At 52.5% G+C, this 18363-nt stretch carries 17 protein-coding genes; 7 read left to right on the top strand and 10 right to left on the bottom strand.

The annotated features are described in order from the left end of the window. Positions 1–30 precede the first annotated feature (30 nt). Genes LKE13_RS13700 through LKE13_RS13690 form a run of 3 tightly spaced genes read left to right on the top strand, consistent with a single transcriptional unit; the run spans position 31 to position 2648 of the window. On the top strand, positions 31–1065 hold the full coding sequence (locus tag LKE13_RS13700; RefSeq protein ID WP_227951949.1) for an ABC transporter substrate-binding protein: 1035 nt from the start codon (positions 31–33) through the stop codon (positions 1063–1065). Between the two features lie 7 nt (positions 1066–1072). Next, on the top strand, positions 1073–1840 hold the full coding sequence (locus LKE13_RS13695; protein ID WP_227951948.1) for an ABC transporter ATP-binding protein: 768 nt from the start codon (positions 1073–1075) through the stop codon (positions 1838–1840). Beyond that, the gene (locus LKE13_RS13690; protein ID WP_227951947.1) at positions 1833–2648 is read left to right on the top strand and encodes an ABC transporter permease; all 816 of its coding nucleotides are present in this window, start codon (positions 1833–1835) and stop codon (positions 2646–2648) included. The genes LKE13_RS13695 and LKE13_RS13690 overlap by 8 nt, the downstream gene beginning before the upstream one ends. 19 nt (positions 2649–2667) lie before the next feature. Here LKE13_RS13690 and LKE13_RS13685 read toward each other — a convergent pair whose 3' ends face one another. Continuing rightward, positions 2668–3627, bottom strand: a complete 960-nt coding sequence (locus tag LKE13_RS13685) for an acyltransferase family protein (RefSeq protein ID WP_227951946.1) — start codon at positions 3625–3627, stop codon at positions 2668–2670. A 255-nt stretch (positions 3628–3882) separates the two neighbouring features. Between LKE13_RS13685 and LKE13_RS13680 the strand changes: the two genes are divergently transcribed. Beyond that, complete coding sequence (locus tag LKE13_RS13680) at positions 3883–4593, top strand: GntR family transcriptional regulator (RefSeq protein ID WP_227951945.1); 711 nt, start codon at positions 3883–3885, stop codon at positions 4591–4593. On the opposite strand, the gene LKE13_RS18795 is transcribed toward LKE13_RS13680, so the two are convergent. From LKE13_RS18795 to LKE13_RS13660, 4 genes are all read right to left on the bottom strand, one after another. Beyond that, on the bottom strand, positions 4590–6341 hold the full coding sequence (locus LKE13_RS18795; RefSeq protein ID WP_227951944.1) for an ATP-binding protein: 1752 nt from the start codon (positions 6339–6341) through the stop codon (positions 4590–4592). The genes LKE13_RS13680 and LKE13_RS18795 overlap by 4 nt on opposite strands. 321 nt (positions 6342–6662) lie before the next feature. Further along, positions 6663–7883 carry an alpha/beta fold hydrolase gene (locus tag LKE13_RS13670; RefSeq protein ID WP_227951943.1) on the bottom strand — a complete coding sequence of 407 codons (1221 nt, stop codon included), beginning with the start codon at positions 7881–7883 and terminating at the stop codon, positions 6663–6665. 25 nt (positions 7884–7908) lie between these two features. After that, entirely contained in the window at positions 7909–9456 is a 1548-nt protein-coding gene (locus LKE13_RS13665; protein WP_227951942.1) for a class I adenylate-forming enzyme family protein, read from the bottom strand. Between the two features lie 104 nt (positions 9457–9560). Further along, the gene (locus LKE13_RS13660) at positions 9561–10103 is read right to left on the bottom strand and encodes a hypothetical protein (protein ID WP_227951941.1); all 543 of its coding nucleotides are present in this window, start codon (positions 10101–10103) and stop codon (positions 9561–9563) included. A 468-nt stretch (positions 10104–10571) separates the two neighbouring features. Between LKE13_RS13660 and LKE13_RS18790 the strand changes: the two genes are divergently transcribed. Beyond that, entirely contained in the window at positions 10572–10985 is a 414-nt protein-coding gene (locus tag LKE13_RS18790) for an SH3 domain-containing protein (protein ID WP_227951940.1), read from the top strand. Here LKE13_RS18790 and LKE13_RS13650 read toward each other — a convergent pair whose 3' ends face one another. The 3 genes from LKE13_RS13650 to LKE13_RS13640 are packed head-to-tail and all read right to left on the bottom strand — an operon-like array spanning position 10986 to position 12769. Continuing rightward, positions 10986–11426, bottom strand: coding sequence for a YqaA family protein (locus LKE13_RS13650; RefSeq protein ID WP_227951939.1), 441 nt, complete (start codon positions 11424–11426; stop codon positions 10986–10988). It lies immediately after the preceding gene. A gap of 10 nt (positions 11427–11436) precedes the next feature. Continuing rightward, positions 11437–12135, bottom strand: a complete 699-nt coding sequence (locus LKE13_RS13645) for a glutathione S-transferase N-terminal domain-containing protein (protein WP_227951938.1) — start codon at positions 12133–12135, stop codon at positions 11437–11439. Between the two features lie 25 nt (positions 12136–12160). Then, the gene (locus LKE13_RS13640; RefSeq protein WP_227951937.1) at positions 12161–12769 is read right to left on the bottom strand and encodes a 2-hydroxychromene-2-carboxylate isomerase; all 609 of its coding nucleotides are present in this window, start codon (positions 12767–12769) and stop codon (positions 12161–12163) included. Positions 12770–12874: 105 nt separating this feature from the next. Here LKE13_RS13640 and LKE13_RS13635 point away from each other — a divergent pair, with 105 nt between their 5' ends. After that, on the top strand, positions 12875–13867 hold the full coding sequence (locus LKE13_RS13635; RefSeq protein ID WP_227951936.1) for an aldo/keto reductase: 993 nt from the start codon (positions 12875–12877) through the stop codon (positions 13865–13867). Positions 13868–13870: 3 nt separating this feature from the next. On the opposite strand, the gene LKE13_RS13630 is transcribed toward LKE13_RS13635, so the two are convergent. Further along, a complete protein-coding gene (locus LKE13_RS13630) occupies positions 13871–14860 on the bottom strand; it encodes an endonuclease/exonuclease/phosphatase family protein (protein ID WP_227951935.1) in 990 nt (329 codons plus the stop codon). A gap of 168 nt (positions 14861–15028) precedes the next feature. Between LKE13_RS13630 and LKE13_RS13625 the strand changes: the two genes are divergently transcribed. Then, a complete protein-coding gene (locus LKE13_RS13625; RefSeq protein ID WP_227951934.1) occupies positions 15029–16750 on the top strand; it encodes a chloride channel protein in 1722 nt (573 codons plus the stop codon). A gap of 2 nt (positions 16751–16752) precedes the next feature. Here LKE13_RS13625 and LKE13_RS13620 read toward each other — a convergent pair whose 3' ends face one another. After that, positions 16753–18330 carry an FMN-binding glutamate synthase family protein gene (locus tag LKE13_RS13620; protein WP_227951933.1) on the bottom strand — a complete coding sequence of 526 codons (1578 nt, stop codon included), beginning with the start codon at positions 18328–18330 and terminating at the stop codon, positions 16753–16755. Between the last annotated feature and the right edge of the window lie 33 nt (positions 18331–18363).

Genomic DNA, 18363 nt, shown 5'->3' with positions numbered 1-18363 from the left:
AAAATCAATCCTTTCGGGAGGAATAATTCCATGATGTCAATATCAAGACGGGCATTTAAAAAGGCGCTTCTCGGTGGCCTTGTCGCCCTTACCGCAATCGGGGGCACAACGCTCACGGCCGCCGCCGCCGACAAAATCACTGTTGGTGCGCTCCGCTTCACGTCCCATGCACCGAGCTTTGTCGCATTTGAAAAAGGTTATTTCACCGACGAAGGATTGGAAGTCGAGTTCAAATTCTTCCAAGCCGCGCAGCCAATGGCCGTCGCCATTGCCTCAGGCGATGTGGATTTCGGCGTGACCGCCATATCAGGTGGTCTGATCAATCTCGCAGACAAGGGCGCGATCAAGGTAATCGGCGGCGCATTGCAGGAAGAACCCGGCATTGACGGGCAGATCATCCTCGTTTCCAAAGCCGCCTATGATGAGGGCGTCACCAGCCCGGCGAAATTGAAGGGCCGCAGCTTCGGCATCACGCAGGCTGGTTCCTCCTTCCATTACATGGCGTCAAAAATTGCCGAGAAGGAAGGTTTTTCCACATCTGATATGAAACTGGTTTCGTTGCAAAAAGTTGGCGCGATCATCGGTGCCCTCAAATCAGGACAGGTCGATAGCTGGTCCATCGTGCCGCATATCGCGAAGGCTCTCGCCAAGGGTCCTGCCGTTGTCCAGATCGGCATGGTTGCCGATTACATCCCTGACTATCAGGTGACAACGGTATTTACCTCGACCGAAAACGCAGAAACAAAACCCGATCTCGTGAAGCGTTTCCTGGCCGCCTTCTCCAAGGGCGCGGATGACTTCAATGCGGCTCTTGTCGACAAGACCGCAGGTGAAGAAGGTGCCACCGCCATGGTGGAGCTGATCCATAAATATGTCTATGCTGACCGGCCGATCGAGAAGGCAGGCCCGTCTATCCGAAATGGTGCCATGCGTGTCAACAAAGGGGCCGCACTTAACCTTACCAATGTGACGGACCAGCTTAACTGGTTCAAATCAGAAGGTCTGGTCAAGGACAGCATCACAATCGAAACTCTGGTCAACACCGACTATGTCGAGACCTTCTAAATAGCAGATGGACCTCAGTCTTCGCCATATCACTCACCGCTATGATGAGGTTGAGGTCCTTCGCGATATCAATCTGGATATCGAACAGGGGCAGATTGTCTGCATTATCGGACCGTCGGGCTGCGGGAAGTCAACGCTTCTTCGTATGATTGGCGGTCTGGAGCGCCCGGCCTCGGGGGAGGTTTTGCAACTTGGCGAACCGCCGGCAGACTGCCTCAATCCCCTCACCTATATTTTTCAGGATTTCGCGCTTCTCCCCTGGCGGACGGTGGAAGGAAACATCAGCCTCGTGCTAGAGAACCACCCCCTCGATGCCGCCGCGCGCGAGGAGATCATTGCTGATGTGCTTGCCCGCACGAAACTGAGCGATTTCAGGAAGGCCTATCCCCGGCAGCTGTCCGGTGGCATGAAACAGCGCGTCGCCATTGCCCGCGCCCTCTCCGTCCGGCCCGCCGTCCTGCTGATGGATGAGCCGTTGTCCGCCCTCGATTCCCAGACGCGGGAACTGCTCATGGATGATCTTGTCGATTTGTGGGAAAAGGAAAACTATACCGCCGCTTACGTCACCCATAATCTTGCCGAGGCCGTGCGCTTGGGGCACAAGATCGTCGTCCTGTCCCGTCGACCCGGCGAGATCCGCGATATTGTTGAAATTGATATGCCCCTTTCCGCACGGACAACCGAGAATGCGGAGCTGGAGGCGATCCAGAAACGGCTCTGGAATTTGATGCGCGATGAGGCCCGCGCCGCCGATATGGAGCTTCTTGATGAGTGATGAAACTGTCGGCAATCAGATAACAGGGAAACCGGTTCCCTACCGCGGCGGCGGTTTCCTGCCGAAATCGAGAAAAATCGTCGCGCCGATTGTTTTTATCCTGATTATAGCCTTCTGGGAATGGGGGTGCCGCACGGGCTTTATCAGCCCGCTGATCCTGCCTGCCCCGTCGGAGGCATTTGATGCCTTTATGAATCTGGTGAATTCCGGCCTTCTCTGGCAGCATCTCGCGGCCTCCTTACAAAGGCTCCTGATCGGCTGGTTCTCGGGCACCATGCTCGGTATTATCGTCGGCACCCTGATCGGGCTGTTCTCGATTGCCCGGTCCGGCCTGCAACCGCTTGTCTCGGCGATCTTCCCGATCCCGAAAATCGCGCTCCTGCCGCTGTTCATCATCTGGTTCGGCATTGGCGAGGGATCGAAGGTCGCCACCATCCTGTTCGGGACTTTCTTTCCAACGGTCATCGCCACCTATGGCGGGATCGATAATGTAGATCGCGGCCTGATCCGCATGGGACAGTCCTTTGGCCTTACGCGGATGTCGATAATCCGGAAAATTATCCTGCCGGGTGCCCTGCCCGCTATTCTTTCCGGCGCGCGGATTTCCGCCGCCATCGCGATTATCCTTCTGGTCGCCGCTGAGATGATCGCCGCCGAATATGGTATCGGCGCCTACATCCTGATCGCGGGTAGCCTGATGGCGACGGACCAATTAATTACAGGCGTCGCCATCCTCTCTTGCATCGGTCTCATCTTCGCCTGGATCATCGGGAAAGCGGAAAAGTACTTCCTGAAATGGCGGGCGTGAGCGGCGATTTTTTGTAGCGTCAGCGGATGGCCTCGAATTTTCGGGTACGCCATCGCTCAATCCGGGCGTCGATCAAAAGATACATCAACAGCGATCCTCCATATGCGCAGGCCACGGCGACAATTTTGAGTGCGGGCTGCCCCATCTTCGCCGCCATCAGGGCATAGGTCGCCGTGATGATCGGGCTGTGCAGCAGATAGAGGGCATAGGACCAGTTGCCAGCGTGGCGATCCAGCCCGTCGCTTTTTTGCGATACATTATAGGCGATGAACGGCAGCAGCATGCCCGAGATGAAAATGAAGAACAAATCCTTGGTGATCGGATTCCCAGCGTCCTTGATCAAGAGGTCATGTGTGGCCGGGACAAAATACACGGCGATGACGGCAACCGCCGTTAGGACCAGACTGATCGCTGCGGCGTGGACAGACGGGCAGTAGTCAAGCCTCGCCAGCAAGCAACCTGCCAGAAACAGCGGCAGCAAGCCGAACACAGTGAGGATTCCGTAATAGGCTTCAAGGGCATGTGCGCCGGCCATCATCACGATCACCAGAAGCGAGATCGACAGCACCGCGATCTGTAGGTCGGTAATGCGGTTGAACAGCAGCCAGATCAGCGGCAGCAGTAGGTAGAACTGTATTTCATAGTCGAGCGACCAGGACACCCCGAGCGGATCGTGGCTTCGCGAGGCGACACCGATAATCAGCAGGGCATACAGGTCCTCCGGCACGAAATGACCGCTAAGGACGATGGCGACCAGGCAGCAGACGACAAAAAATAGCCAGATACGCAAAAACCGAGACAGATAGAAGGCTTTGACGGGGTTGGAAAACCGCCGGTATTTGCTATCATACATGCGGTACACCCAATACCCGCTCAGGACGAAAAAGATAAAAACTGCCGGGCGCCCGACGTCATATCGCGAGACATGGCTTACGACGACGAGGGAGGCGAGCAACAGCCGAAAGAGGCCGGGGCTCATGCTGATGAGATTATTAATGGAGTAAGACCTGCAAACTGGACGGGGCGAAAACCACTCTCTAAAGTTTAATGAAATATTTAGCGAGCTTATAATAAAAGCACGTAAAACAATCCTTAATATATTATATTGTTTTCCAATACACCCTGATCTGCCTCTCCTAGAGCAGGCGTATGCCCTGCCCCACCGACATGACAGACAAATACCCGAGTTTAATTAACGCTTTTTCAACCATCCTCACGGCAAACTGTCTTCATTATGACTACTGCCTTGCAATATAAAGCGCGCCCGTCTCTGGTGCCGAGGAAGCAATCACTGACCGACATGGCCTATTCGGCCATCAAGGCGGAGATCAATACGGGTAAAATTCCGCTCGACAGCTTCATCAATATTCCAGAGATCGAACGCCAGCTCGACATGAGCCGGACTCCGATCCGGGAGGCCATGCTCCGCCTGCAGACGGAAAAAGTCGTTGAGATTGTGCCCAAGCGCGGCATTCGTATTCTTGCCTTAAGCGCCGTTGAACTCGCAGAGTATTATCAGGTTGTTGCCGGACTGGAAATGCAGGCCATCGGCAATATCTGTACCCGCAAGTTATCGCGGACCGATATCATGCCGCTTCTCTATTCACTATCCAGCGAGGAAACTGCGCTTCGAAGCGATAATGCCGATGCCTGGGCAGAGGCGGACGAGAAATTTCACCGCAGCCTGTTTATCCTGAACGGCAACACCAAACTGCAGGAAACGGGTCTTTCTTTCCGCGATATTATTCAACGGGCTAATTTTGAGGCAATGCGTCATATCGAGCACGAGCAGAAGGAGCGCTGTCTGCGCGATCATAACGAAATTAAGGAACTACTGCTCTCCGCCGATGAAAAACACGCACGGGAACGGTATCTAGATCACAGCAAATGGTTAAGTGCCTATATTGCCGACAGCTTGAGAGATAAAGGTGTCACTCGCCTCTAGGAGGCCGTCGCCGTCGTTACTGAGTTTGTGGTTCCTGGCTGTTGCGCCACAGGAATTTTCACCACAAAATCTGACCCAATCCCCGCATAGGAATTGCAGGTAATCTTGCCGCCGAGGTTGCGCAATGTTTCCTGCACAGCATTGAGACCAATGCCAAGGCCGCCGCACATCTGCGCCGCGTTCTTCATCCGCACGCCGCGTTCAAAAATGCGCGGGATATCCTCTTCCTCGATCCCGATGCCGGTATCCTCGACCTTGAGGATCAGATACTCCCCCTCTATTGAAGAGGTGATCTTGATCGCTCCGCCCGGCTTGGTGTAATTAACCGCGTTGCTGACAAGGTTATTCAGGATGCGCTGAAGCTGCGCCGGAAAGTCAATTTCCCGCACCTCCGGCACATGATTGACCCAATTAAACATCAACTGATTATCCAGAATTGCTTTATCAAATTTCTCAAGTGTGGCGGAGACTGTCTCACTGATCTTCTGCGAAACCGGCCCATCCAGATTAAGCGCTAACCGTCCTTCTGTAACCGGATTGGACTGCGACATGAAGTTTCCGACATGAGATTTAAGCGATTGTGCAATATCGAGTGCCCGTCGCGCGAAATCCTTCTTGTCATAGCCGATATGCTCGGCGAATTCAGCCACCAAATCGTTGAATTTCTGGATATCACGGCGGATGGAGAGACTCCCATCTATCGTGTCGTTGGTCATCTTATGCTCAGCCTCATACAGGATACGTTCGCGAATTTTCAACTCCTTGCTTTGATCGAACAGCGCAACTATCCGCATCGTACCATCTCGGTTGGTCGAAAAATCGGCACGCACAGGCAGCTTGCGACCGCTTTGAAGTTCAATCTCTGTACTGATCCGCTTGGTGCGGCCGATGTCGAACGATAGCACCTCATTCAGAGGTACATCGGTTTCAATAATCTGCGCGAGCGATGCCCCGACGAGATTGGCAGGCTTTGTTTCCAGAAGCTGTGCAGCGGCCTTATTGCAATGACGAATAATCCTGTCGGGACCGGCGATCAAAAATGGCACCGTCGAATAATCAAGAAAGCTTTCAAGCAGTGACTTCGTTTCTGATTTTTCCTGCAACGCGCGGCGTTTCAAATATTCAAAGCGCAGACCCATTACCACAGCAATGGCAAGCAGCAGACCTATCGCAAACAGGGTTGTATAAAGAGATTGCAGATTGTCACGATCCTGATCCATTGCCCCCAGAACGAGAGTGCGGACTTCTGCTTTTTCCGCTTCATACAAATCCAGAATCTTGCGAAATGCGTTGAAGGCGGCCGTGTCATTGATGGAGATCGCCTTATCAATCTCGGCAATCGACTTGCCTTCTTCGCGGAGTTGATCAACCCGGTTGATGGAGACGAAATAGTCGCGCAAGATCGCATCAATCGCCAGCACTTCCGTCTCTACCTCTGCGCCAAAATGAGCGCGCAAGATATCTAACTCTTCGCGGGCATCATCGAAATGTTCAAAAAAACGGTCCTTATCCTCAGACTCACCACGCAGCAAATAATCCTTAAAGTTGTGGATCATACTGTGGAAGCCGACGAGGCTCATAACCTGTTCATTGTTATTTGTGGTATCGACAAAATGCTGGTCCGCGTCGAGCCAACGGGCTGGCGCATTCAGGGAATAAACCTGATAAGTCCAGAAGAACAGAAGCGCAAAAAGCGCAGCGAGAAAGGCGAGAATAACGCCAAAATGCTTATGAAATTGCTCCGTCACGAGAAAATATCCTTACATCGATACGCAATACTAAAACGATGGTTACAGTGGTCCTGCAGATAATCTCTCAGGGAAGTATTAACATATCGTTAATTTGGGGAAATGACGGGATAAGGAATTTTCCAAGGCCCAAAATCTGTTGTATTTGGGATGCATTTTGGTAAAACTTTACCGAGTTTTACATTATCCAATACAATCGTGGCGAAACTGTGTTTTGAATCGGGTAATTCCCTGATTCCCGATCTAGATACATGTGGCACCATCGCGCATCAATCTATCTTTTCGCAAGAGACAGAATAACTGACGCGCCCCGTCCCCGTATCAGGCCATGACCGTTTCAATTTTTATTTCCGACATCAGGGTTTGATGCACCGGGCAGCGATCAGCAATTTCCATCAGACGACCGCGCTGTTCATCCGATAATTCGCCGGTAAGTTCTATTTGCCGGGTCATGACATCAATTTTTCCCGTCCCTGTTTCGCAGTCATCACAATCCTCTGCATGTATCTTCTTGTGATGAAGACGTACCGCGACATTCTCCAGCGGCCATTTCTTGCGATCCGCATACATCCTGATCGTCATTGAGGTACAGGCGCCAAGGCCGGACAGCAATAAATCATAGGGTGACGGCCCACGGTTGGTTCCGCCATAATCAAACGGCTCATCAGCCAACAGGGAATGCCCGTTACTATCAACATATTGCAGGAATTTCTCTGGTGGGGCGCCCACAACAAGCGTATCCCCCTCCTGTCGTTTCAAGCCGGTTCTCGCCTTGCTTTGCGTGAGCTCCGGGATATAGCGCCGGGCCCAGCTTGTTATGACTTCCGCAACATATTGGGAGTCCTCTTTCCGGCTGAGTAAATGATCGGCCTTATCGAGGGAGATAAAGCTTTTCGGATGCTTGGCCGCAACAAAGATATTCGTAGCATTACTGATGCCAACGATATTGTCTGTCGGGCTGTGGAAAATCAGCAGGGCTTTTCGCAAATGATGGAGCTTTTCCGCCTGAGCCTGATCCTCGATATCCTCCAGGAACTGACGGCTGACATTGAACGGACGCCCGCCGATATCGACCTTGACCACGCCCTCTGATCTAATTTTTTCATGCTGATCGATGAAATGATGACCGACATGGGCCGGATCAAAGGGAGCCCCGATAGTGGCAACGGCTTTTGCCGATGGGATATCCGCCGCCGCGGCGAGCACCGCCGCCCCGCCAAGGCTATGCCCGATTAGCAGTTTTGGCGCGTCAAACTTTTCGCCAAGGAATTCCGCAGCGTGGAGAAGATCGGCGATATTCGAGGTAAAGTTTGTATTCTCGAACTCCCCATCACTCTCCCCAAGACCAGTAAAATCAAACCGCAAGGTAGCAATCCCGAGATTTGCAAGCGCTGTCGAGACACGCGACGCGGCAAACACATCCTTCGAACAGGTAAAACAATGGGCAAAAAGCGCATACACCAGCGGTGTGCCGACGGGTAGGTCCAGCCGTGCCGCCAACATGCCACTTGTGCCCTTAAACATTACTTTTTCGGAGCGCATTTGCCTCTTCCTTCTTTTGTTCGGGTTATTCCCAGTAGGGATCCCTGAGTTCGCGTTTTACAACCTTGCCAAGCGCGTTGCGCGGGAACTCCGCAAGCAATTCCGCCCCGATGATGCGTTGGCTCTTGGCGAGCCGGTCATTGGCCCATTTAACTATTTCCACCGTATCTTCAACCCCGTCCCGCCCAATAAGAAGCGCGAGCGGCGTTTCTCCCCATTTTTCATGGGGCACGCCGATCACCGTCACATCCAGAACATCCGGATGCTCGCCGACTATCGCCTCGATATCCGCAGGGAAGATATTGAAACCGCCGGAGATAATCATGTCCTTCTTGCGGTCCATGATATAGAGATACCCGTCCTTGTCGATGCGGCCGATATCGCCGGAGCGGAGAAAGCTGCGCCCGTGACTGTCACGGACGACAATTGCCTCACTCAGGTCATCGCGCTTGTAGTATTCTTTCATCATGCCCGCGCCATATCCGCAAATCTCCCCAACCTCATCACGGGGTAGTTCATTGCCATCATCATCGAAAATTTTCAGATCAAAGCCCAACACGGGCTTGCCGACACTTCCAGGCTTGATCGCATGCATATCAGGGTGACACATGGACCCGAAGCCCTCGGAACAGCCATAAAGCTCGGTCAAGTTCGGAGTCAGGCGCTTCAACACTTCCGCCTTTGTATCGGGCCGGAGTGGTGATCCCGCGCAGAGGACCGACTCCAGGGAACTCAGGTCATAGTCATCAAATTTTGGGTGATCCAGCGTGACGATGAATTGTGTCGGAACCATAAAGGTATGGGTGATCTTGTAGGTGACCGCTGTTTCCAGAAATGCCTCCGGGCTGAATTCCGGCATGATGACAAGCGTACCACCCAGGAACAGGATCGGCAGCATCATAAGCCAGGTGCCATTCGAGTAAAGCGAGGTTGTGGTCATTGCCACCGCATTTCTGTGAAAGCGAAGCTCAAGCGCATTGCTGTAGGACCAGTGCTGACGTGCGCGATGGGTCTGGACAATTCCCTTGGGCAGGCCCGTCGTGCCAGAGCTGTAGATGATATTGAAATCATCCTCCAGGCGATAATCAACCGTTGGCATCGCATCGGAGGCGTCGCCGAGAAAACTCTCAAAGCCAACCCAGCCATCGGCGGTAAAATCCGCGGCGATAAAATTCTTCGCCGGAATCTTCTTGAGCCGCTCCCGGATATCCGTGATGCGTTCAAGATAGCTCTCGGTGGCTATCAGAAGGCTCGCATCGCAATCATCGATCAGCACGGCGAGCTGTTCTGCCGTCAACAACCCGCTCAATGGCACTACGCAAGCCCCGGCCCGCGTGACGCCGAAGATGATCTCCACCGCCTCGATATTATTGCTGACCAGTACGGCGACCTTATCCCCCTGCCCGATGTTCCGATTAATCAGCGCATTGGCAATCCGGCTCATATTCTTGTCGAAATTGCCCCAGCTCCGCCGCTCGTTTCCGCAAATCAGGGCATCTTTATCCGGACTGAAGGTAGCGTGAGTGGACCAAAGGTCGGGCAGGAATATATTGGTATCGTCGATCGTGGTCATCTTTCCCCCATTCTTTTTATTCTAGTTTAGGGGATGATAGCCGAACGACGGGCCGCGTCAAAGCCTATGTCGTCATCATATCATCGCAAGAAATATGTGATGACTTAGCTTTCTTCGGCAAGAACCAGTTTTTTGAAAAGATCTTCAACCCCGGCACAAGGATCAAGACTGTCGAGAAACGATACAGGAAGGGCAGAGCTATCCAGCAGAGCCATCTCCCGTGCGGAATCAGCAACCGCATCAGGCGCGCTTAATTCAAGATCAACAGTTTCAGAGAAAGACAGCACAGCATTAATCTGCATAATGTCGAAAAGTTGATCAAGATCTATGCTGCTTTCCGCAATTTCCGGCAGGGCCTCATTGATAGAAAGTGACGACCGAGGCGCGTCCTCCGCTGTGGTAGTGGCCAGAACCAGATCAAGATCGAAAGTATCTTCCTCGGCATAGACGAAGTTGTCCATATCCCCAGGTTCTGAGCCAGCCAGAGACGCAAACGCAATGAATTCTTCGCCCTCATTCCCGAGCATATGAGAAAAATTCTTAATATTTTCGAAGGCCTCAAGGTCATGTTTTCCGGCAGAAATGAAAAGCGTATCGCTTTCATCATCCGAAAAAACAATCTCCTCGCCAATCTCATTCACTGACATTTTTCTATCCATAATATTCGTCGGTCAGCCTTACAACAGAAGACGGCCGGCAGACTATGAGTGTGAAAACAATATCGGAGGAGATTAGGATTTTCATACCTCATTCGGGGGATATGTTGAAAAAATAATAGAAAAAATTTTTAATAAAAATCAATGCATTAGTATCCATCTTTGAATCTATAATTAAATATATGTAAATATCACCATTCGGCGGGTAAATTCCCTTATAGAATCCGGACCTTACCGGTCCGGCGCATAATATGGTTAATTCATAGCGCGGAAATTTCTGGTCTCAAAGGATCACGCCAAGCAAATTTTTTTGCAGGAAAAATCTGTGTAAAATATCATAATAAACTCAGCCCAACCTAATTTCACAAATTGTTAACCTTTATTAACAACCGTTTTTTAATAACTTTTGTTGATCATCGGGGAATGTCAATTTAGATTAATAATCTGATGAGGTGTGTTGTGAGCCATAAACAGGATGCATTTGTTGCGATGAAAGCGATCTCTACCGTTAAAACTGCCCTGCGTATCAGCGTTATGGCCGCCGGCCTAAGTGTCGCGATTGCCCCCCTCGCCTCCACGGCGAACGCTGAAATTGATAATCCCGATTATTTCAAGGTCAATATGAAGCCAGGGGCCACACTAAATGTTCGAAAAGACCCGTCTCTCAAGGGTAAAAAGATAGGTTCCCTGCCCGCCCAAACTGACGGCATTGTCAATCTGGGCTGCCATGTCGGTATGCCCTATCTTGAATGGCGCAATTCAACAACCGCCATTCGCAAGGTTGAGACTCGACGTAAATGGTGCAATATCCAGTATAATGGTATGGTTGGCTGGACGGCCGGTCAGTATCTCGAAGCTGACGGCGCAGACTAACTATTCCAGTACGGCAAGCGCGGCCTGAACAACGAACAGGTAACGCGCTGCCTTACCGAGGGTCACCAGCAGCAAGAAAAAACCAAAATGCACCCTCATGGCCCCGGCGACGATGGTCAGCGGGTCACCAAAGAACGGCGCCCAGGAAAGCAGCAACGTCCATTTCCCATAATGGTCGAACCACCCCACCGCCCGATCATATTGTTTCTCTTTCAGCGGGAACCATTTCCTGTCCTTGAAATGAGTGAAGTACCGGCCAAGAATCCAGTTCACGACCGATCCCAACACATTCCCGATCACCGCAACGGTAAACAACAGGACGGGCAGGCCCTGTCCTTCATTCAGGAGCAGCACCATTGCCGCCTCTGACGTGCCGGGCAGGATCGTTGCCGAGAGTAAAGCGCTGAAAAACAGGCTCACATAAGCGGTCAAATCGCTCATTCAGTTAAAATTACGATTTGGCTGGTTGCCGCTGCGCTGTCAGATGTTTTCGCGATTCCTCGCTCCATTTTCCAATTGGTTTGCTGATATCCTTGCCGACTTCATACCCCCGCCGGAGGGCAGGCCGGGATTTCAGGGTGTCATACCAACGGCGGATATTGGGAAACTCGCCGAGGTCAATCTCCTGCCGCTTATAGGTAATGATCCAGGGCCAGCAGGCCATATCGGCGATGGAATACTCCCCGCAGATATAATCCCGCCCTTCCAGCCGGGTATTCAGCACGTCAAAAAGCCGGAGTGCCTCCGTTGAGTAGCGTTCCTGCGCGTAAGGGATTTGTTCAGGCGCATAGAACTTGAAATGCCCGTTCTGGCCGAGCATTGGGCCAAGACCGCCCATCTGCCACATTACCCATTCAATCACTTCCTTGCGGCCCCGAATATCACTTGGCATGAATTTGCCCGTCTTCTCCGCGAGATAGATCAGGATCGCACCGGTCTCAAAGACAGAAATCGGTTCCCCACCGTCGGCCGGGTCCTGATCGATGATGGCGGGCATGCGGTTGTTCGGGCTGATTTTAAGGAAATCCGGCTCGAACTGTTCACCCTTCCCGATATTCACCGGGACGACGCGGTAGTCGATGCCCATTTCTTCAAGCGCGATGGAAATTTTCCAGCCGTTCGGTGTGGGCCAGTAATAAAGATCAATCATTTTAATACCTTATATATCTTTATTATTATTTTAGTTTCGCTTCAATAAGCGGGAACCGATCATTGCCGAAATACATATCCGTGCCGTCAAGGAACATGGTCGGCGTGCCGTAGCCGCCGCGCTCGATCACTTCCGTGGTATTGTCCTTCAGCATATCCTTGTATTTTTGGTCATTGATCTTGTCGTAGAATTCGAACTTGTCGAGCCCGACATTGGCAATAATACCGTTCAACTCCTCTTCCTGAGAAATATCTGCGCCCTCGCTCCAATAGCGTTCAAACACCCGGCGGGCATAAGGAACGAGGCAATCCTCCTCTATCGCGACGAAAGCGCCACGCATGGCTTTCACGCTATTGACGGGGAAAACCTTCAGATCGGATGCCGGAATGATCTTGATGCCAACATACTCGGCCCAGTCTTGCAGGTCCTTCTTGCCATAACGCTGCTTCGGGATCACCGGGTTCTCTCGCGATGCATAAACCGAAGGGTTTACCGTATTGAATACGCCCCCCACCAGAAATGGCCGATAGGCTACCTCAAGATCAGGATGGCGCGTCAGCATTTGCTGTAGGCTTTCAAAAGCCAGATACGTCCAGGGGCTGGAACAATCAAAGAAAAATTCAAGTTTATGCATGGGGTCGGTCCCTTCTATTTATTTTTTTATCCGCTTGCGCCGTGATCCTAACATAGTAACATTATTGGATAAAAAACAAGACGCTGAAAAAAAGGAAGTTGTTATATGCAGAAGCGACCGCTTGGAAGTGACGGATTGATGGTGGGGGCTGTTGGCCTTGGCTGTATGAGTTTTGCAGGTTTTTACGGGGCAACTGACATCAAGGAAAGCCATGCGACGCTGGCGAAAGCCATGGATCTCGGGGTTGATTTTCTCGACACCTCGAATGTCTATGGTGCGGGTAAGTCGGAAGAGGTTATCGGCGCCTTCATCAAGGACCATCCGAACTTCTTCAAGATTGCGACCAAGGGCGGCATCAAACGTGAACCCGGCGCTACGGAACGCACATTTGACAATAGTGAAGACTACTTACGCGGTGAACTTGAGAAATCGCTCAAGCGCCTTGGTGTCGAACATGTTGAACTCTACTATATCCATCGGCAGGACCAGACCCGCCCGGTTGAAGAAGTGGTTGAAACGCTCGTCAAGTTCAAGAAGGAAGGCAAGATCGGCGGTTTCGGCTTTTCAGAGATTGCACCGACCACCCTTCGCCGTGCTCATGCGGTGCATCCGGTCATGGCCGTACAGAGCGAATACTCCCTCTGGACCCGGATGCCCGAACTTGGCATGGTGCAGGCCTGTCAGGAACTCGGGGTCACCTTCGTTCCCTTCTCTCCCGTCGGACGCGGCATCTTCAGCCAGAAACCTCTCGACCCATCGACCTTCAAGGACACGGATTTCAGGAAGAACAATCCCCGCTTTATCGAGCCGAACTTCACCTACAACATGAAGGCACTTGAACCTTTCAACGCCATGGCCGCGGATAAGGGCGTTACGCCTGCCACCCTCGCTATTGCCTGGGTACTCGCGCTGGATGGCGATATGGTCCCGATCCCTGGCACAAGAAGTGCGGATCACTTGCAGGAATGCGCAGAGGCGGATGCCATGAATCTCACGGCGTCTGATCTGGCGGAGATTGAGAAAATCCTCCCCGTCGGTTTCGCTCATGGCGCCCGCTATACCCATAACCAGCTCTGGGGGACTGCTGTTTACGGTTAGCCGCTAACTCCGGCAGTTGAACTCCGCCCAGAGCGGGTAGTGATCGGACAGGCGGTGCTGTTTCGTGGCGTTGGTGAAATCTGTCTCGGTATAGATCAACGGCACGAAATCAAAACTGCCTGCCGTCACATAGTCGAGATTAAGCTTCCGCTTGCCGCCACTTTCAAACCAGGCAACCTGGTCATAATATTTCTTAAGTTGCGGATCGTTATCTTTCGCGAAAATGGAGCGCTTTACGCCATGAAGCTCAGGCGGAACGGTCAGACCGCTGCTCGTAAACGCCTGCCAAAGTGCATCGCCATGGCGGTCGATGTTAAAATCACCGAGGGCGATAAAATTCTGTCCGTAGGAATTTGCCTGCCCCGCCCATTCATAGAGCCATTCGGCTATGCCTGTCAGCTCCGGGATACGGCCCGCTGAATTCGCGCCAAAATCGACATGCAGCGTAGTCAGGATAAAGGTATCCTTGCCCGCAATGAAGCTGACCGCATAGGGCGTGCGGGCGAACTGGCGCTGCAATGCGCCACTCCCGATGACACCATCTTCGGGGATGACAAGTTCACCGGCGAGCCCGGAAAGCTGCACCCGACGGCTATCGAAGATAAAGCCCATGCGCTCGCTATTCCCCGCGTCGCCACGGGTGACATCCGTCATCAGAAATTGCCAATTCGGACCCAGTGTCTTCATCATGGTGCGAAGTGCTTTTAAGTCACCCTTTATCTCCTGAAGGGCTATGACATCAAAGCGCGAGATAATTTCGGTAATCGCCCAGAGGCCGCGATAATCCCGTTTCGGAATGTCATCATCGCCGGCCAGCCATTTCTCGGTGAGGGAGGAAAAGGCCTTGATATTCCAGGTCGCGATCAGCAGATTGCGGCTCACGTCCCTTTTTGCCGGTACATCGAGATCGAGCTTTTGGCGCAAGGTCTCCATCTCGCTCCGGATAGGGTTCGGAACATTCGCATTGCGCCAGGACGGTAAGGGCTCGGACATCTGGTTTTCTCCTCAATCAAGGACCCTCATAATGAGGGGGAACAGAGACAAATTTCAACAGAAAGAGGAAAATTTAAACCAGCATCCAAAATTAGGGCCCTTTAAACACTTTATCCCTATGTTAAAATCCCTATGATGGCCGCCATTATGTATATTTAAGGGAAGTAAATGCCGGATACTGAAAATCGCAGCATTGTGCTGTTATGTGTGCTTGCTATCTTTGTCGGGGTTATCGCCGGTATCGGGGCATGGATTTTCCGGCTGTTGATCGGCTTTTTCCACAATCTCCTCTTTTTGCAGAAATTCGATTTCCATTATGACGCCAATATTCACACCGCCACAGATATTTGGGGCGCGTGGGTCATTCTTGTGCCTGTGGTTGGCGCGGTCGGCGTCGCCTGGCTGGTCAAGACCTTCGCGCCGGAGGCCAAGGGTCATGGCGTGCCTGAGGTAATGGACGCAATCTATTATAACGGCGGACATATCCGGCCCGTTGTCGTGGTCGTGAAATCCATCGCGTCCGCCCTCTCCATCGGCAGCGGCGGTGCCATCGGACGGGAGGGGCCTATCATCCAGATTGGCGCCACCTTCGGCTCTATGATGGGAAGCTGGGTTTCCATGCCTGCGCATCAGCGGGTTATCCTCGTAGCGGCGGGGGCCGGCGCCGGAATTGCCGCTACCTTCAACGCGCCACTTGGCGGCATATTGTTTGCGGTCGAACTGTTGCTGGTATCCGTCAGCGCACAGAGTATTTTTCTTGTCGTCACATCGACAATTTTGGCCACCTATATCGGGCGACAACTTCTGAGTATGACCCCAAGCTTCGATGTGCCCGCGTTACAGATCCCTGAATTCGGGATTGGCGCAAACTGGGGCCTGATCCTGTTCCTGCCGTTCGGCCTCATTTGCGGTGTTGCGGCCACGGTCTTCGTGCGGGCTATCTATTGGGCAGAAGACAAATTCGACGCCATGCCCGGCAATTATTACAGCCGCCATATGCTGGGTATGGGGCTGGTCGGGGTGATGATCTATCTTATGCAGCTTTATGCCGGGCATTTCTATGTGCAGGGCGTTGGCTATGCGACCATTCTGGATGTCCTGACAAATGCCCTCTCTGATCCGTGGTTCCTGCTGCTGTTGTTCGTCCTGAAAATGATTGCGACCTGCCTGACGCTCGGTTCCGGCGCCTCCGGCGGCGTGTTCTCACCCTCGCTATTTATGGGAGCGACTTTGGGCGCGGCCTTCGGCAGTGTTATGCATATGATCTTTCCGGTACTTGACGTTGGTATCCCGGTCTTCGCGATTGCCGGTATGGCAGCGATGATTGGCTCAACCACAGGCGCAATTTTTACCAGCGTCGTCATGCTGGCGGAGATGACAGGCGACCACAACACTGTTTTGCCAACCATCCTCACAGCGGCCTCCGCCTATGTAGTGCGCCGACATTTATCTCCGGCCAGTATCTATACCCTTAAGCTTAATCGGCGCGGTCATGCGGTACCGGAAGGCATGAATTCTGCGTTCCTGGCGGCGAAAAAGGTCAAAGATATCATGACCCGTACCTTTATCGTCCTGACGGAGGGTGATATTCCACCCAATAGTCCCGGTATCTTTGTCTGGACACGGGAAGGACGGATCATCAAGACAGAGCGGCGCTTTGTTGATAAGACCCGTCCAGAGGAAACTCTCTCTGTCGGCAAGCCGGAAAATTACGTCATTGTCGCCGAGACAGACGGTATGATTGACGTACTGCAAATTCTTGACCAGAACAAAGCCGATATCGCGCTCGTATCGACGGCCCCGAATGCGCAAACCGCGGCGGACCTCGTCGGGGTGGTCACGGTGACAGAAATTTCAAACGCCCTGAAAGACGCCGCAATCCTGCAATAGGGTCAAAAAGCCTCTGCGCGAGCGCTATTCCAGTCGTTCTGATAGCTTGGCCGGATTGTATCCGAAAGCAATTCCCGTTCATCAAGATACTCATAGATCTGATCGGTCGACAGTTCTGTATGATCGGCAACCCGCTGGAATATATGATGCGGAGTCAGATCTTCGGGATCGTCAAGACCGATGGCTCCCAATAACTCGCGGAAACTCTCAATCGTCGCGTCATGATAGTTGGCGACATGCTCCCGCCGGGTTGGGATATCCACGGCGCGTGCGCGCGTTTGATCCTGCGTGGCGATCCCTGTCGGGCATGTATTGGTATTACAGCGGAGCGATTGGATACAACCAAGCGCAAACATCATCGGCCGCGCGACATTACACATATCCGCGCCAAGGGCTATTTTTTCCATCAGGTCGAAACCGGTGACGACCTTACCGCTGGCGATGATGCGGATTTCTTTGCGAAGACCAATTCCGACCAGGCAGTTATGAACGAAAATCAATGCCTCATCGATGGGAACGCCAAGACGGTTGGAAAATTCAAGTGGGGCCGCACCGGTGCCGCCTTCTGCCCCGTCAACGGTGATGAAATCAGGCTGAATACCGGTTTTCAGAATGGCTTTACAGATGCCCATAAATTCACTGCGACGTCCAATGCAGAGCTTGAACCCGACAGGTTTGCCATCGGTCATGTTCCGCAATTCCTCCATGAAATGAAGCAGTCCCTCCGGCGAGGAAAATGCGGAATGAGCAGGAGGAGAAAGAACATCCTTACCCATGGGCACACCGCGAATTTTAGAGATTTCCTCATCCACCTTAGCCGCAGGTAATACTCCGCCATGAGCCGGCTTCGCCCCCTGGCTGAGTTTAATCTCGATCATCTTGACCACGTCGCGATTTGCGGCGGCCTTGAATTTCTCGGGATCAAAATTCCCCTCCGCCGTGCGGCAACCGAAATAGCCGGTGCCAATCTGCCAAATGATATGCCCACCCCCCGCGAGATGATACGGGCTGAGCCCCCCTTCCCCCGTGTTGTGAGCAAAACCACCTATTTTCGCGCCGGCGTTGAGCGCATGGATCGCGTTTGCGCTGAGCGCGCCAAAGCTCATGGCGGAAATATTCAGGCGTGACGCATTATAAGGTTTCTTGCACTGCGGACCGCCGACAAGAACTCTGCCCTTACTCGGATCGACATGCTTGGGTGCCAGCGAGTGGCTTGCCCGCTGATACCCGACATCGGTGATGTCCCATTGCGTCCCGAAAGGCTGGGTATCCAGACCCCGGTTCGCGCGCGCATAAACAAGGTTGCGTTGCTGCCGATTATAGGGACGACCGCTTTCGTTGGTCTCAATAAAATACTGTTGTATTTCCGGGCTGATAAATTCAAATGCGTATCGCAAATGACCAATCACCGGATAATTTCTGAGGACGTTATGATGCGCGAAATGCATGTCATAAAAGCCCAGCAGGATATAGGGGATCAGCACCCAAAGCAGATGAATGACCGGCGGCCAGAAAAACTGCACGAGAAAGATCAGGAGCAATCCTGCTACGGATATTCCGAAAAAGATATTACGTGCCATGATGCGCCGCCCCTGTCCCTGTTTTGACCAATT

It is taken from the genome of Sneathiella sp. HT1-7 (assembly GCF_020731145.1).
Taxonomy (GTDB): domain Bacteria; phylum Pseudomonadota; class Alphaproteobacteria; order Sneathiellales; family Sneathiellaceae; genus Sneathiella.
Note: the sequence above shows the minus strand (reverse complement) of the source record. Positions and strands in the feature narration are given on the sequence as shown.